The 16,002-nt window shown below is 40.1% G+C and carries 11 protein-coding genes; 1 reads left to right on the top strand and 10 read right to left on the bottom strand.

What is annotated here, in order from left to right:
* From Q1R07_RS14380 to Q1R07_RS14345, 8 genes are all read right to left on the bottom strand, one after another.
* The coding region (locus tag Q1R07_RS14380; protein ID WP_300491581.1) for a cbb3-type cytochrome c oxidase subunit I at positions 1–1,429 on the bottom strand (1,429 nt) is incomplete at its 3' end.
* Positions 1,430–1,454: 25 nt separating this feature from the next.
* Positions 1,455–2,630 (bottom strand): cytochrome c oxidase subunit II, encoded by a 1,176-nt coding sequence (locus tag Q1R07_RS14375; protein WP_300491579.1) that lies wholly within the window; start codon positions 2,628–2,630, stop codon positions 1,455–1,457.
* 19 nt (positions 2,631–2,649) lie between these two features.
* Positions 2,650–4,122 carry a quinol:cytochrome C oxidoreductase gene (locus Q1R07_RS14370; RefSeq protein WP_300491585.1) on the bottom strand — a complete coding sequence of 491 codons (1,473 nt, stop codon included), beginning with the start codon at positions 4,120–4,122 and terminating at the stop codon, positions 2,650–2,652.
* Positions 4,123–4,150: 28 nt separating this feature from the next.
* Positions 4,151–4,696, bottom strand: a complete 546-nt coding sequence (locus Q1R07_RS14365) for a cytochrome c (RefSeq protein WP_300491577.1) — start codon at positions 4,694–4,696, stop codon at positions 4,151–4,153.
* 8 nt (positions 4,697–4,704) lie between these two features.
* On the bottom strand, positions 4,705–5,229 hold the full coding sequence (locus tag Q1R07_RS14360; RefSeq protein WP_136403837.1) for a DUF3341 domain-containing protein: 525 nt from the start codon (positions 5,227–5,229) through the stop codon (positions 4,705–4,707).
* A 6-nt stretch (positions 5,230–5,235) separates the two neighbouring features.
* Positions 5,236–6,642: an NrfD/PsrC family molybdoenzyme membrane anchor subunit gene (nrfD, locus tag Q1R07_RS14355; RefSeq protein WP_300491575.1), complete on the bottom strand. Its 1,407-nt coding sequence runs from the start codon at positions 6,640–6,642 to the stop codon at positions 5,236–5,238.
* 39 nt (positions 6,643–6,681) lie between these two features.
* On the bottom strand, positions 6,682–9,738 hold the full coding sequence (locus Q1R07_RS14350; RefSeq protein WP_300491573.1) for a TAT-variant-translocated molybdopterin oxidoreductase: 3,057 nt from the start codon (positions 9,736–9,738) through the stop codon (positions 6,682–6,684).
* 32 nt (positions 9,739–9,770) lie between these two features.
* Positions 9,771–11,045, bottom strand: a complete 1,275-nt coding sequence (locus tag Q1R07_RS14345) for a c-type cytochrome (protein WP_300491571.1) — start codon at positions 11,043–11,045, stop codon at positions 9,771–9,773.
* 216 nt (positions 11,046–11,261) lie between these two features.
* Between Q1R07_RS14345 and Q1R07_RS14340 the strand changes: the two genes are divergently transcribed.
* Positions 11,262–11,654 carry an SPOR domain-containing protein gene (locus Q1R07_RS14340; protein WP_300491569.1) on the top strand — a complete coding sequence of 131 codons (393 nt, stop codon included), beginning with the start codon at positions 11,262–11,264 and terminating at the stop codon, positions 11,652–11,654.
* Positions 11,655–11,764: 110 nt separating this feature from the next.
* On the opposite strand, the gene infB is transcribed toward Q1R07_RS14340, so the two are convergent.
* Positions 11,765–14,692 (bottom strand): translation initiation factor IF-2, encoded by a 2,928-nt coding sequence (infB, locus tag Q1R07_RS14335; RefSeq protein WP_300491567.1) that lies wholly within the window; start codon positions 14,690–14,692, stop codon positions 11,765–11,767.
* A 60-nt stretch (positions 14,693–14,752) separates the two neighbouring features.
* Positions 14,753–15,997, bottom strand: a complete 1,245-nt coding sequence (gene nusA / locus Q1R07_RS14330; protein WP_300491565.1) for a transcription termination factor NusA — start codon at positions 15,995–15,997, stop codon at positions 14,753–14,755.
* Between the last annotated feature and the right edge of the window lie 5 nt (positions 15,998–16,002).

The following is a 16,002-nucleotide window of genomic DNA, read 5'->3' as shown; positions in this document are numbered from 1 at the left end:
AGAAAACTCCGTACGCACACACTGCTGTTACCCAGAAGTGGATGTAACCTAAGTTTTTGTTCATCATTCTTCCGAACATTTTAGGGAACCAGTGGTAGATTCCGGCAAACATTCCGTAAAGAGCAGAAATACCCATTACTAAGTGGAAGTGAGCAATTACGAAGTATGTATCGTGAACGTTAATATCCAATGTACTATCTCCAAGGATGATACCTGTTAAACCACCTGTAATGAAAGTCGAAACGAATCCGATACAGAATAACATGGCAGGGTTTAACTGAAGGTTACCTTTCCAAAGTGTCGTGATATAGTTGAACGCTTTTACAGCCGAAGGAATTGCGATCAATAATGTTGTAAAGGTAAATACCGATCCTAAGAAAGGATTCATACCGGATACGAACATGTGGTGACCCCATACGATTGTTGACAAGAAAGCGATCGCTAAGATTGACGTGATCATCGCACGGTAACCGAAGATTGGTTTACGAGCGTTGGTCGCGATAATTTCAGAAGTGATACCCATCGCAGGTAAGATTACGATGTATACCTCAGGGTGACCTAAGAACCAGAATAAGTGCTCGAACAATACCGGAGAACCTCCCTGGTAGTGTAATACTTCTCCGGAGATAAAGATATCCGATAAGAAGAATGATGTTCCGAAGCTACGGTCGAAGATCAATAATAAAGCGGCAGATAATAATACCGGGAACGAAACGATACCGATAACAGCCGTGATAAAGAAAGCCCAGATCGTTAATGGCAAACGTGTCATAGACATTCCTTTTGTTCTAAGGTTGATTACTGTTACCACATAGTTCAAAGATCCCATCAATGAAGACGCGATAAAGATCGCCATCGATACCAACCAAAGTGTCATACCTGTACCTGATCCTGGGATCGCTTGTGGTAACGCACTCAATGGCGGATAGATTGTCCAACCTGCCGAAGCCGGTCCTGACTCAACAAAAAGGGAAATAACCATGATAACAGAAGAAAGGAAGAACAACCAGTATGAAACCATGTTCATAAATCCGGAAGCCATATCCCTTGCTCCAATTTGAAGCGGAATTAAAAGGTTACTGAACGTACCGCTCAATCCGGCCGTCAATACAAAGAATACCATGATGGTACCGTGAATGGTTACTAATGCTAAATAAATATCATTTCGCATTACGCCACCCGGGGCAAATTTATCTCCTAAAAGGACATTAAAAATTTTAAAAGACTCTTCCGGCCATGCAATTTGCATACGGAATAAAAGAGACATTACAATACCGATGATTCCCATTACAATACCCGTAATTAGGTATTGTTTTGCAATCATCTTGTGATCGATACTAAAGATGTACTTTGTGATAAAAGTATCTTTATGGTGGTGTTCGTGACCGTGATCGTGTTCGTGATTGTTATCGTGTCCTACTGCTGACATATTTTTTAATTTATATTAAAAGCAATTATTTTTTTACTACTTGTGCCAAAACTTTAGTGGTATCGGCTACCGGAGCTGTTGCTGCCGGTGCTTTTGCTTCAGATGCTGCTGCAGGAGCCGGAGCTGCCGCTTTGTTAGCCTCTTTAATAGCGCTAGCTAAAGTAGGTTTTTCTTTTAACCATTTTTTATAATCTGCTTCGCTTTCTACAACGATTTTCATCTGCATGTTGTAGTGAGACGGTCCACAAATTTTGTTACATAAAAGTAAGTAATCAAAAGTATACGGATCTAAAGCAGTTTCACCTTTGGCAACAAGTTCAGCACTTTTCTTTGCTCTAATGATATTAATGTTGGCCACTTTTTCCACAATCGCAGGATCCTGACGCATTTGATCAGTAGTTACTGTTGGTGTGAAAGCAAATTGTGTTACCATACCCGGAACACAGTTCATCTGCGCTCTGAAGTGTGGCATATAAGCGGAGTGTAATACGTCCTGAGAACGGATTTTGAAAACCACTTTTTTACCTACCGGTAAGTGTAATTCGTTTACAACTTTATCATCCTGAGCATTTGGATCGGACATGTCCACACCTACTGTGTTGATTCCTTCGATAAAACGAACGTTCGCTTTACCTAGAGCATTGTCTTCACCTCCGTAACGTGCTTCCCAGCTAAATTGTTTTGCGTATAATTCTACGTAGATTACTTCTTCCTCTTCGTCTACAAACATAATGTTTGTCCAAGCATATAATCCGTAAAGGATCAAACCTGCTAAAACGATTACCGGGATAATAGTCCAGATAAACTCTAATTTATCATTATCGGCGAAATATAACGCTTTGGTGTCTTTTTGACCTCTGTATTTGAATGCAAAGTAGTGCAATAATGCCTGAGTGATCGTCTGAACGAAGAAAATCAATACCATTGAAATCATCATCAGATTATCGTAATCCTTACCGTGTTCTGAAGCGGGTGTACCTAAAACCAGGTGACCCCATTTCAATAAAGAGTAAATAGTGAATATGTAAATAAACCCTAAGAACCCGAACATCAAGTAACCATTAACATTATTGTCTTTTTCATTGGCAACTTCTGATTTATCAGCAACGCGCCCAACCTGGGTTAAATCGAATATCTTAGTCAATTGCCAGATAGCAACTCCTAATAAAACTACAACTATAAGTATCAATAAACCTGTCATTTGTTTATCACTTTAAATATTAATAATGAAAATGTTTACTTTCTTCAATTAACGGATTACGTTTTGCCAATAAAGGAGCTTTTGTTAAAGCTGTAAATACGACAACGATAAATAGTCCGAAGAAGAACATTAATGAACCGATCTCAGATACTCCGATGAACCACTGGTCACCAACCGTAGCCGGCATAATCATATTGAAGAAGTCAATATAGTGACCGGTTAAGATTAAAAGACCTGCCATTACTACAACCCAACTTAAACGTTTGAAATCAGTATTGATCAAGATTAATATAGGGAATACGAAGTTTAAGGCCAACATTCCGAAGAATGGTAATTTATAATTTTCAATTCGCGTGATGAAGTACGTTACCTCTTCCGGGATGTTCGAATACCACATTAACATGAATTGTGAGAACCATAAGTAGGTCCAGAAAACAGAGATACCGAACATGAATTTAGCCAAATCGTGGATGTGACTTGTATTCACATGCTCTAAATATCCTTTTGATTTTAAGTACAACGTAACGAAAGCGATTGTAGTGATTCCGCTTACGAAGAAGCTGGCGAATACATACCATCCGAATAAGGTACTGTACCAGTGTGGATCAACCGACATAATCCAATCCCAAGAAGCGATTGATTCTGTTACGATAAAGAATACTAAGAATCCGGCAGCCAGTTTGAAGTTCTTTTTGTAGAAAGAATCATCGTTAGCGTTATCCTGAGCCAATGAATTTTTTCTTGAGAAATAACGGTATAAGTTCCAACCTGCTAAGAAGATTGCAGCTCTGATCAAGAAGAAAGGTACATTTAAGAATCCTTGTTTTCCTTGAATTAACTCATCGTGTTTTACAACTTCCGGATCCATCCAAACGAATAAGTGGTTTAAATGCATACCGCTTGCTACCAACAAGATGAAGAAAATGATAGAACCTGGTAATAAATAGCTGGTGATACCTTCCATAACACGGAATAATACCGGAGACCAACCTGCCTGAGCCGCCCATTGGATTGCGTAGAACGCCAATACTCCAACAGAGATCAACATAAAGAAGATACATGCTACATAAAGCGCTGCCCAAGGTTTGTTTTGTAATTGGTGCAAAACATGCTCCAGGTGCTCCTGGTGTTCTGCGTGTGCATCAGCACCAGCATGATCGTGACCATGTGCTGCTTCCGCTTTGTGATTATCGTGATGGTCTGCTGCTACAGGCGCTGCTGCAGCTACAGTATCATTTTCTGTTTTTAATGAATCGGCAACAACAGTTTCTGTTTTAGCTTCCTCATGGTGCGTTGCAACAGCAGCATGCTCATCGTGTGATTCGTGCGCCACAGCTTCTGTATGATGTCCGCCATGATGACTATCCGCTAAAATTTTCTCTACGTCTTCGATGGTCTTAGGTGCAGTCAAAAAACCAAAAGCAATTCCCACAAGCCCTAAAGCCATCATGACAAATGCAAAAGTTTTTAATTTGCTTGAAAATGTGTACATATCTAATACTTTCAAATGTGTTCTACAATTATAATCCTGCTTTTAATTTCATCACGTGATCCACAACCTGCCAGCGTTCTTCCTGACTTAATTGGTTGGCGTGAGAACCCATGGAGTTTAATCCATAAGTAATTACGTGGAAAACACTTCCTTCCGTGATCGGTCTGTCAGCATAACTCGGTACACCTAAGAATTTCTCTCTTTTAACCAGTTTCCCTTTTCCATCACCTGCTTCACCATGACAAATAGCACAGTAAATATTGAACAGTTCCGTTCCTTTTTTGGAATCAATTTTAGTAGGATCCAAAGGTGATTTTAAGTTTGCTTTTGCTAATTCATAACCAGCGGTTGAGTTTTCGTACGCATACGGTTCGAAACCTCTAGGAATAGAACCTTTTGCAGGTAACTGACCTTCTTTACCATTTTTGAATGCACCCGACTGTGAATACGTTTCGTATGCCACAGACTCATACATATTAGGAAAGAACTGATAGTTAGGCTTTGATTTGTTAAAACAAGATGTTGTAACAACCGATACACCTACTAATGCTACTATTTTATATAAGGCTTTCATATCTTCAATTAATGCTTATCAATTACTTTAACTTCTACAGCACCTGTATTCTTGAAGAACGAAATCAAATCATCTTCGTTTCCGTGAAGTGCCACTTCCATTAAGAAGTGATCGTCTGTAGTTCTTACATCCGGGTTTTCAGCGGCTTTGAACGGCCATAATCTACTTCTAAGGTAGAACGTGATTACCATTAAGTGAGCCGCGAAAAATACGGTAAGCTCAAACATAATAGGCACGAAAGCCGGCATGTTATCGATAAAACTAAAACTTGGTTTTCCACCGATATCCTGTGGCCAGTCAACAATCATTACATAGTTCATTAATGATGCCGCAACTGATAAACCAACTAAACCGTAAAGGAAAGAAGCAATCGCAATTCTTGTAGGCGCTAACCCCATTGCTTTGTCCAACCCGTGAACCGGGAATGGCGTGTAAACTTCTTCAATATGATGATGTGCCGCACGGGTAGCTTTAACAGCATCCATTAGAATGTCATCATCATTGTATATAGCATGTATTACTTTATTACTCATGATCTATTAATGATTATGTGAATTGTGTCCTTCTTGTTCTCTTTGTCTCTTGTAGTTATCACCCGATGTTTTTAGGATCGTTTTAACCTCTGCCTGTGCAATTACCGGGAAGCTTCTTGAATATAATAAGAATAATACGAAGAAGAATCCGATTGTACCGATATAGATACCAGCGTCCACAAAAGTCGGCTGGAACATAGTCCAAGAAGATGGTAGGTAATCACGGTGTAGTGATGTTACGATAATTACGAAACGCTCAAACCACATACCGATGTTTACTACGATAGAGATAATGAATGAGAACATGATACTGGTTCTTAATTTTTTGAACCACATGAACTGCGGCGAGAATACGTTACACGTCATCATCAACCAGTATGACCACCAGTAAGGACCTGTTGCTCTGTTTAAGAAAGCATATTGTTCGTATTCTACTCCTGAATACCAAGCTACGAATAACTCAGTGATATAAGCGATACCTACGATAGACCCCGTAATCATTACTACGATGTTCATCAATTCGATATGCTGTACAGTGATATACTCTTCAAGATTTGACACTTTTCTCATAATGATCAAAAGTGTGTTTACCATTGCGAATCCGGAGAAGATCGCACCCGCAACGAAGTACGGAGGTAAGATTGTGGTATGCCATCCCGGGATAACGGAAGTAGCAAAGTCAAAGGATACAATCGTGTGTACGGAAAGTACAAGAGGTGTTGCCAAACCAGCTAATACAAGAGATACCTCTTCAAAACGCTGCCAGTCTTTTGCTCTACCACTCCATCCGAACGAAAGGATTGAATAAACTCTTTTTGTAAATGGTGTTACCGCACGGTCACGTAGCATTGCGAAATCCGGTAATAAACCAGTCCACCAGAAAACCAATGAAACCGATAAATAGGTCGAGATCGCGAATACGTCCCAAAGTAAGGGTGAGTTAAAGTTAACCCAAAGTGAACCGAATTGGTTCGGGATTGGTAATACCCAGTATCCTAACCATGGACGACCCATGTGGATAATCGGGAATAAACCTGCCTGAACTACCGAGAAGATAGTCATCGCTTCTGCAGAACGGTTAATCGCCATTCTCCATTTTTGACGGAATAATAATAGTACGGCAGAAATTAGGGTTCCGGCGTGACCGATACCTACCCACCATACGAAGTTGGTGATATCCCATGCCCAACCAATTGTTTTATTTAATCCCCATGTTCCGATACCGGTAGAAATGGTGTAGATCATACAACCAGCACCCCAAAGGAATGCGGTTAACGCGATAGAGAATACTATCCACCATAGTTTGTTCGCTCTTCCTTCAACAGGTCTAGCTACATCTACTGTTACATCGTGATAAGTTTTATCACCTATAACCAAAGGTTTTCTAATGGGTGCTTCGTAATGAGACGACATAATCCTTTATATTGATTCTTAATTAATTATTTTACTTGTTTAGGTATTTCTAACTTTTACGTGGTAGAATACATTTGGTTTTGTTCCGATGTGCTCCAGTAAGTGATACATTCTGTCGTCTTCGGCTAATTTAGCAACCTGACTTTCTTTATCATTTACGTCACCAAATATCATTGCTCCGCTTGAACAAGCTGCCGAACATGCTACCTGGAACTCGTCTTTACCTACTAATCTTCCTTCGCGTTTCGCTTTTAAGATAGTCGATTGAGTCATCTGGATACATAGTGAACATTTCTCCATAACCCCTCTTGAACGAACGTTCACATCAGGATTCAATACCATACGTCCTAAATCATCATTCATGTGGTAGTCGAACTCACTGTTTTTGTTGTACAAGAACCAGTTGAAACGACGTACTTTATACGGACAGTTGTTTGCACAGTAACGCGTACCCACACAACGGTTGTATGCCATGTGGTTTTGTCCCTGACGACCGTGAGAAGTAGCCGCTACCGGACATACAGTTTCACATGGTGCGTGGTTACAGTGCTGACACATTACCGGTTGGAAAGCAACCTGTGGATTTTCTGATGGATCTTCCATACCGGTGAAGGTATCGATAGAGTTCATTAATCCGGATGCATTTTCTTTTAATTCCACATCTCCTTTGAAAGTATCCTGAGAAGAATAGTAACGGTCAATACGCAACCAGTGCATATCACGGCTTCTTCTAACCTCAGATTTACCAACTACCGGTACGTTGTTTTCTGCGTGACATGCGATAACACAAGCACCACAACCAGTACAAGCATTCAAGTCGATCGATAAGTTAAAGTGGTGACCCACTGAACGATCGAAAGAATCCCAGATATCAACTTTAGTAACCGGAGTTTCTTTGTGATCTAAAGACACCATTGGCATTACATTCCATTCTGCAGCATCTTTAGTATTGAAGATTTCAAGGGTAGTTTCTTTGATGATATCACCTCTACCCATTAATGTTTTTTGTAACTGAACACAAGCAAATTCGTGATCTCCGTTTGCTTTGGAAACTTTTGCAGACTGGTCGGATTTCATGTTTGCATAAAGTGTATATGCATTAACTCCAACTTGCATTTCCTGTTTCATTGCTTCTTTACGGCCGTAACCTAAAGCAAGACCGATAGTACCAACAGCCTGACCTGGTTGAATAATTACCGGAACGTTTTCCAACTTCACACCACCTACTTCAATAGTAGAGTAGCTTCCGTTTAATCCACCGTTTGCTACGTTATAGTTTACTAAACCTAGTTTTTCAGCGTCTTTTTTAGAAACGGTTACGTAGTTATCCCATGATACACGTGTAATCGGATCCGGGAACTCTTGTAACCAAGGGTTGTTTGCTTGTTGACCATCACCCATACCGGTTTTAGTATACAATACTAATTCCAGTCCACCAAGGTTTTTAGCTTGCGCTAAAGCTCCGGCAGCAGAAGCAAAATCAACATTAGCACCACCAACAGCTGCTGTAACCGGAGTTACATAGAAACCGTCGTGAACTAATTTATTCCAGGTTGCGCCACCCGCTACTACTGAAGTACCGTGTGCTTTAAGGAAATCATAGTAAGAAGCCGGATTTCCTGTCCAGGCTAATAATGCCTCCTGGAATTGTTTTGTATCAAACAAAGGACGGATCGTTGGCTGCGTAATACTATAGTGTCCTTTTACGATGGAAACATCTCCCCAAGACTCTAAATAGTGTGGCGTTGCAACGGCAACCTTTGTTTTTAAAGCTGTTTCATCTTCTTTTAATGAAAACGCAACAGACATTTTTACTTTGTTAAGACCTTCTACGAATTCAGCAGAATTTGGTAATGTATAAACCGGGTTAACACCGTTCATGATTAACGTGTGTACAGCACCCGCTTTCATGTCTTTTACCAATTGTGCTACTGCTTTCGCATCACCTTTACGGATCAGGCGAGGTGTAGCCGGGTTGAACGCTTCGGCATTTAAAGCTCTGTTGATAGCCAACACCAATAATTGTGCATTAACATCATCCAGACCAGAAACTAAAACTCCTTTTCCGGCAGCAGCTTTTAATTGTTGCGCTGCTTTCATTACCGCTTCTTCGTTTGCTACTTTCGGAGTCGAAACCGAAGCACCGGTAATTACATTGTATATTTTTACTAAAGCGTGTTTTTGCTCTGTAACGGTCATCGGGATACGCTTGTCTGCGTTTGCACCCGCAAGTGACATATTAGATTCGATTTGGATGTGTTTCGACATTTTCCCGTTTTTAGGAATACGTCCCTGTGCATATCCTGCATCGTATCCGCCACCTTGCCAATCTCCTAAGATATCAGCTCCAACAGAAACAATAACATCTGCTTTTGAGAAATCATAATCAGCTAAAGCTCTTTCTCCATATACCGTTTGGAAAGCATCAAGAGCATCAGAACTTGAAACCGCATCATACACTACATGTTTAGCAGTAGGATTTTTTGCGATAAAATCAGCTATCAATTTATCAGTAGACGGACTCGCCATCGTACCTGTTAAAAGAACCACTTGTCCACCTTTTGCTTTAGCATCTGCCAATGCTGCTGTTACTTTAGCATCAACATCAGCCCATGAAGCATCTTTACCTTCAATTTTAGATTGTTTTAAACGAAGGCTATCGTAAAGCGATAATACAGAAGCATGAACTCTTGCGTTCGCTCCGGTTTTTGCATTAGGTAAATTATTATTTTCAACCTTAATAGGACGACCTTCACGCGTTTTGATAAGGATATTCGCGAAATCGAAACCATCAGCAATAGTTGTTGCATAGAAATCTGCAACACCTGGAATGATCTCTTCAGGTTGAACTACATAAGGAATAGACTTGATTACCGGACCTTCACACGCAGCTAAAGAAGCTGCTGCTGTAGAAAATCCTACGTATTTCAAAAAGTCACGACGAGTAGTTGATGAAGTCGATAAGGAATCCTTATCTCCAAGAAATTCATCGGTAGGAATTTCTTCAACAAACTCATTGTTTCTTAGCGTCTCAACAATAGAACTATTTTCGTTTAGTTCTTCAACACTTTTCCAGTATTTTTTGTTTGATGCCATTGTATATAGATATTAGCTTCTTAATTTATTTATTAATAGTGACATTTACCACACTCTAAACCTCCCATTTGTGCAGCTGTCAATTTATCTACACCATATTTTTTGGATAGTTCTTCGTGGATTTTTTTGTAGTACTCGTTACCTTCCACATTAACATTGGTTTCTCTGTGACAGTTCACACACCATCCCATAGTTAATGGAGAATGTTGTCTCATAATTTCCATAGTCTCAACCGGACCGTGACATTTCTGACACTCTAATCCCGCAACAGACACGTGCTGTGAGTGATTGAAGTACACAAAGTCAGGAAGATTATGAACACGAACCCACTTAACAGGTTTCACTTTTCCTGTATATTTTTGAGCTGTTTTATCCCATCCTACCGCATCGTATAGTTTTTGGATTTCAGCAGAGTAGAATTCTTTTGTATGATCAACATAAGTTGAATCGGCATCCCCTTGGAATTCATTAATGTTCTTATGACAGTTCATACAAACATTCAACGACGGAATACCTGAAGTTTTACTAACACGAGCAGAAGAGTGACAGTATTTACAATCAATACCGTTATCACCTGCGTGAATTTTATGCGAGAAGTGAATTGGCTGAATCGGCTCATACCCTTGATCAACACCCACTTGCATTAAGTACCCGTAGATAAAGTATGCTCCAACTAAAAGCATTACAATAACCGATACCAATACCAGGAATTGATTTCTGGCAAAAGCAATCCAGATTGGCAACGACTTCTCTTTTACAGGAGCCTCGATACCGTTCGCTTTCGCAATTTTGTTCAGTACGTTTTTCACGAACAATAACATTGCTACCAACATAGCAAGCACCACCGCCAAAACTCCTAAAACCAGGTTATTAGAAACCCCACCTTCCTGAGCACCGGCAGCACCACCACCACCTACAGCAGCAGCCTTAGGCTCCTCCTTCGGTTGGGAAGTATATGCTAAGATATTATCGATATCGGCATCAGACAATTGCGGGAAAGCAGTCATTACTTTCTTGTCATTCTCCTCAAATACCTTAATAGCTTTGGCATCACCGGATTTAATCAACTCGGAACTGTTTTTAATCCATTTATGCAACCAGGCTGTGTCATGTCGTTCTACAACACCACGAAGCGCAGGCCCCGTCATTGCTGCATCCAACTTGTGACAAGCGGCACAATTAGAATTAAAAAGCGCTTTACCTGCAGCTGCATCCTGTGCATTGGAGGTAAAAGAAAAAGATAGCACTAATGCTAAACTGAACAATAAAATCTTTGAAAACGATTTATGGTTACCCACTTTTTTCATAGTTAAAATGATTATCAACTAAATTTGGCACGATTTTGTCTAGAGTTGTCCTAGGGCAAAAGCCTACCTTATTTATAAACTCCGACAAAAATACGACTTATGTACTATTCAAAAAACCTTAAATTTATCTTAATTGCAATTTATACCCATTCTAAATAAACCGTCAGAGCCCGTTTTCACGGAATAATTGTATTTTTGCACCAAACATACTTCATTATGAGAATCTTACCCGTAAACAAAATCCACTTTTTACCTTTAATCGCTTTATTTTTAAGCCCAATCGCACAGGCGCAAACCGCAAAAATTAACATAGATCAGGATCCGAAATTCGAACAGTTATTAAATGAAAAACGAAAAATAAATAGCTCTATAACTGTTAACGATCGGTATAAAATTCAAATTTTTTACGGTACTAATGACGAAGCCAAAAAAACGTTGGTAAATTTCCGAAAAGAATTCAGAAATATGGACGGAACCATCGTGTATAACAATCCTTCCTACAAGGTTTGGATCGGTTCATTTAAAACACGTATAGAGGCTGAAAAAAACCTGTTGGACATCAAGAAGAAATACCCGAATGCCTTACTGATAAAACCAAACAAACAATAAAAACAAACCCGGTTGCCGCCGGGTTTTAAAATAAAAAAGCCCCGCTATGCGGGGCTTTTTTATTATTTGGTAACACCTGACAGATTTTAAAAACCTGTCAGACATTCCGATTATTTCAGTTTCTTTTTCACTTCCACTTCCTGGAATCCTTCAATGATATCGTATTCTTTGATATCGTTGTAGTTTTTGATCTGCATACCACAGTCATATCCTTTGGAAACTTCTTTTACATCGTCTTTAAAACGTTTTAGCGTACTCAATTCACCGGTAAAGATTACCACACCATCACGGATAAGTCGGATTCTCGAGTTACGGAAGATTTTACCATCGGTAACCATACATCCTGCAATCGTACCCACTTTCGAGATTTTGAATGTTTCGCGGATTTCGGCAGTACCGGTAATTTCTTCTTTTAATTCCGGTGATAACATACCTTCCATCGCATCTTTCAAATCGTCGATAGCGTCGTAAATGATCGAGTAGTTTCGGATATCGATTTCTTCTTTATCAGCCAATTGTTTTGCACTTCCGGAAGGACGTACGTTAAATCCGATGATGATCGCATCCGATGCAGAAGCCAACAATACGTCGGATTCGGTAATTGCACCAACTCCTTTGTGGATGATACGGATCTGGATTTCTTCGGTTGATAATTTCGAGAAGGAATCGGATAATGCTTCTACCGATCCATCCACGTCCCCTTTAAGGATGATGTTTAATTCTTTAAATTGACCTAAAGCGATACGACGACCGATTTCGGCAAGTGTAATATGTTTCTGCGTACGAACCGATTGCTCACGTAATAATTGTGCACGTTTAACAGCGATTTGTTTTGCTTCTCTTTCATCTTCAAACACACTAAACTTATCCCCTGCAGTTGGCGCTCCGTCAAGACCTAAGATTGAAATCGGCGTAGAAGGACCTGCTTCTTTGATATTATGTCCTCGCTCATCGTGCATCGCTTTCACCTTACCGTGGTGTTTACCTGCTAATACATAATCTCCGATTCGCAATGTTCCCGCCTGAACCAATACAGTAGATACATAACCACGTCCTTTATCAAGGAAGGCTTCCACTACAGTTCCGACAGCCGGTTTGTTTGGATTCGCTTTTAAATCAAGGATTTCAGCTTCCAACAATACTTTTTCAAGTAATTCTTTCACTCCTAATCCTGTTTTAGCAGAGATATCGTGTGATTGGTATTTACCCCCCCAGTCTTCAACCAATAGGTTCATACCGGCTAGTTTTTCTTTAATTTTTTCAGGATTTGCCGTAGGCTTATCCACTTTATTGATTGCGAAAATCAACGGTACACCTGCAGCTTGCGCGTGGCTGATCGCCTCTTTGGTTTGCGGCATGATGTCATCGTCGGCAGCAATCACGATAATTACGATATCCGTAACCTGAGCACCACGGGCACGCATCGCGGTAAACGCCTCGTGACCCGGAGTATCTAAGAATGCGATACGCTGACCGTTATCCAATCGTACTCCATAAGCACCAATGTGCTGTGTAATACCTCCGGACTCTCCTGCGATAACATTAGTCTTACGGATGTAATCCAATAAGGATGTTTTACCGTGGTCAACGTGACCCATTACCGTTACAATCGGTGCGCGGTGTTCCAGATCTTCCGGTCTGTCTTCCACTACTTCGATTGCTTCTTCGATATCGGTTGTAATAAATTCTACTTCATAACCAAACTCATCCGCTACAATAGAAAGCGTTTCAGCATCCAATCGTTGGTTCATGGTCACCATGATACCCAATGACATACAGGTTCCGATAACTTTAGTGATTGGCACATCCATCATGGTTGCAATTTCACCTACAGTAACGAATTCCGTTACTTTAAGTACTTTGCTTCCTTCTTCCATCGCTCTTTGTTCGTCATCTGATTTCTGACGGTGCGAATCTCTTTTATCTCTTCTGTATTTTGCCGCTTTAGACTTACTTCCTTTACCTTGAAGTCTTTCTAAAGTTTCTTTAATTTGGTTTTTAACTTCTTCTTCCGTAGGCTCGACTTTAGAAACAATTGCCGGACGGTTTCCTTTTTGGAATCCAGGCTTATTATTTCCGAATCTCGGATTATTTCCTCCACCGCCCTGACGGTTGTTGTTGTTACCACCACCTTGCTGTGGATTGTTTCCCTGCTGAGCTCCAGGCGTTCCCGGTTTTGGCGGAATACGTTTTCTCTTGCTCTTGTTAGCATTGTTATTGTTATTTGAATTCTGACCACCCTGACCGGCATTGGCAGTATTGCCCGTGTTCGGCTTGTTGTTGTCTTTTTTGAATTCTTCTTTCTTCTTTTTCGGTTTATTAAACTGAGAAAGGTCGATCATCTGACCGGTAAAAGTTGTTCCGGAAAGTTTTTGGTATTGCGTTTCAATGCGCTCTTCCTCAACAGGTGCATCAGCAGCAGCGGCAGGTTTAGCCGGTTCCGCTTTTTCTGTTTTTTCTTCCTTAACTACTTTAACTTCCTTAATTTCTTTAACCTCTTTCACTTCCTTGATTTCCTTAACCTCTTTAGGTTCCGGTGCTACAGGAGCTACTTCAGGAGTTTTTTCTACGATTTTTTCTTCCACCGCTTTATGTTCTACTTCCGGTTTTACTTCCGGAGTGTTTACGACTTCCGTTTCTTCTGAAGAAGGTTTTTCAGCAACAACTTCAGTTTTTTTCGGGTTCAGGTCGATTTTACCAATAGCTTTTGGCCCCGAAAGGGTCGCTTTGGCTTTGATGATATCCTGACGTTGTTTTTCTTCCTCTTTGCGTTTCTCTTCCATCTCACGTTCTCTTTCCACTCGCAAGGCCTCTTTCTCTTTCTTTTTCTCCTCGCTCACCTCCAGAGAAGCCACCTTTTTACCTTTATCAGCAGAGAATTGACCGCACAAGATAGAATATTCCTCATTAGAAATTTTAGCATTCGGACTGGATTCAATTGTATATCCCTTATCTTTTAAATAGTCCACAGCTCTATCCAGAGAAATGTTTAATTCCCTTAAAACCTTGTTAATTCTTATTACTCTTTCTTCAGACATATAATCTTTTTAATATTATCGTAATGCGTGTGTTGTTGTTGTTTAGCTGTATTCCTTGTGTTAGTCTTCGAATTCTTCTTTTAAAATTCGGATAACATCTAAAACCGTTTCTTCTTCAAGATCCGTTCTTCTTACTAAATCGGCCACATCCTGGTTTAATATACTTCTTGCTGTATCCAATCCGATTTTAGCAAACTCTTCGATAACCCATCCTTCGATTTCATCAGAGAATTCTGTTAATTCAACATCATCCTCTTCCTCCAATGTATTTCCTTCACGGATTACATCCAGTTCGTATCCGGTTAACAATCCTGCCAATTTGATGTTATGTCCACCACGTCCGATTGCTTTTGACACTTCTTCCAGTTTCAGGAATACTTCGGCTGATTTCTTTTCTTCATCAATTTTCACAGAAGACACTTTAGCCGGGCTAAGCGCTCTGGTAATAAACAATTGCGTATTGGAGGTATAATTGATTACATCGATATTTTCATTACCCAATTCGCGAACGATACCGTGGATACGAGAACCTTTCATTCCCACACAAGCTCCAACCGGATCAATTCTGTCATCGTACGAATCTACAGCTACTTTTGCTTTTTCACCTGGAATACGCACTACTTTTTTCACCGTAATCAAACCGTCGAATACCTCCGGAATTTCCTGTTCGAATAATTTCTCAAGGAATTTTTCAGAAGTACGGGACATAATGATTTGCGGCTTATTCCCTTTCAACTCCACATTTTCAATGATTCCACGAACGTTATCTCCTTTACGGAAGAAATCGGACGGGATTTGTTTTTCTTTTGGCAACACGATTTCATTTCCTTCGTCATCCACCAGAATAACTGCTTTTGGACGTACGTGATGCACTTCTGCCGTGTAAATATCGCCAATTAAATCTTTAAATTGCTTATAAAGATTGGTATTATCGTGTTCGTGAATTTTAGAAATCAGGTTCTGACGCAATGCTAAAATAGCTCTTCTACCTAACTGGATTAATTTTACCTCTTCAGATACTTCTTCTCCTACTTCGAAATCCGGCTCGATTTTACGGGCTTCAGACAAAGAGATTTCGGAGTTTTGATCTTCCACTTCACCATCGGCAACCACCACACGGTTTCTCCAGATCTCCATATCACCTTTATCAGGATTTATAATAATATCGAAGTTATCATCCGAACCATATTTCTTCTTCAATGCATTTCTAAACACATCTTCTAAAATTGCCATTAAGGTAACTCTGTCGATTAGTTTATCGTCTTTAAATTCTGAAAACGACTCGATTAATGCAATATTTTCCATGCAAA

This window comes from Flavobacterium sp. (assembly GCF_030146175.1).
Taxonomy (GTDB): Bacteria; Bacteroidota; Bacteroidia; order Flavobacteriales; family Flavobacteriaceae; genus Flavobacterium.
Note: the sequence above shows the minus strand (reverse complement) of the source record. Positions and strands in the feature narration are given on the sequence as shown.

Bases quoted from the DNA above. Each gene is read 5' to 3' on its own strand.
- Q1R07_RS14345 (WP_300491571.1), bottom strand. From the start codon at position 11,045: ATGAAAAAAGTGGGTAACCATAAATCGTTTTCAAAGATTTTATTGTTC.
- Q1R07_RS14360 (WP_136403837.1), bottom strand. From the start codon at position 5,229: ATGAGTAATAAAGTAATACATGCTATATACAATGATGATGACATTCTA.
- nrfD (WP_300491575.1), bottom strand. From the start codon at position 6,642: ATGTCGTCTCATTACGAAGCACCCATTAGAAAACCTTTGGTTATAGGT.
- infB (WP_300491567.1), bottom strand. From the start codon at position 14,692: ATGTCTGAAGAAAGAGTAATAAGAATTAACAAGGTTTTAAGGGAATTA.
- Q1R07_RS14375 (WP_300491579.1), bottom strand. From the start codon at position 2,630: ATGACAGGTTTATTGATACTTATAGTTGTAGTTTTATTAGGAGTTGCT.
- nusA (WP_300491565.1), bottom strand. From the start codon at position 15,997: ATGGAAAATATTGCATTAATCGAGTCGTTTTCAGAATTTAAAGACGAT.
- Q1R07_RS14350 (WP_300491573.1), bottom strand. From the start codon at position 9,738: ATGGCATCAAACAAAAAATACTGGAAAAGTGTTGAAGAACTAAACGAA.
- Q1R07_RS14340 (WP_300491569.1), top strand. From the start codon at position 11,262: ATGAGAATCTTACCCGTAAACAAAATCCACTTTTTACCTTTAATCGCT.
- Q1R07_RS14365 (WP_300491577.1), bottom strand. From the start codon at position 4,696: ATGAAAGCCTTATATAAAATAGTAGCATTAGTAGGTGTATCGGTTGTT.
- Q1R07_RS14370 (WP_300491585.1), bottom strand. From the start codon at position 4,122: ATGTACACATTTTCAAGCAAATTAAAAACTTTTGCATTTGTCATGATG.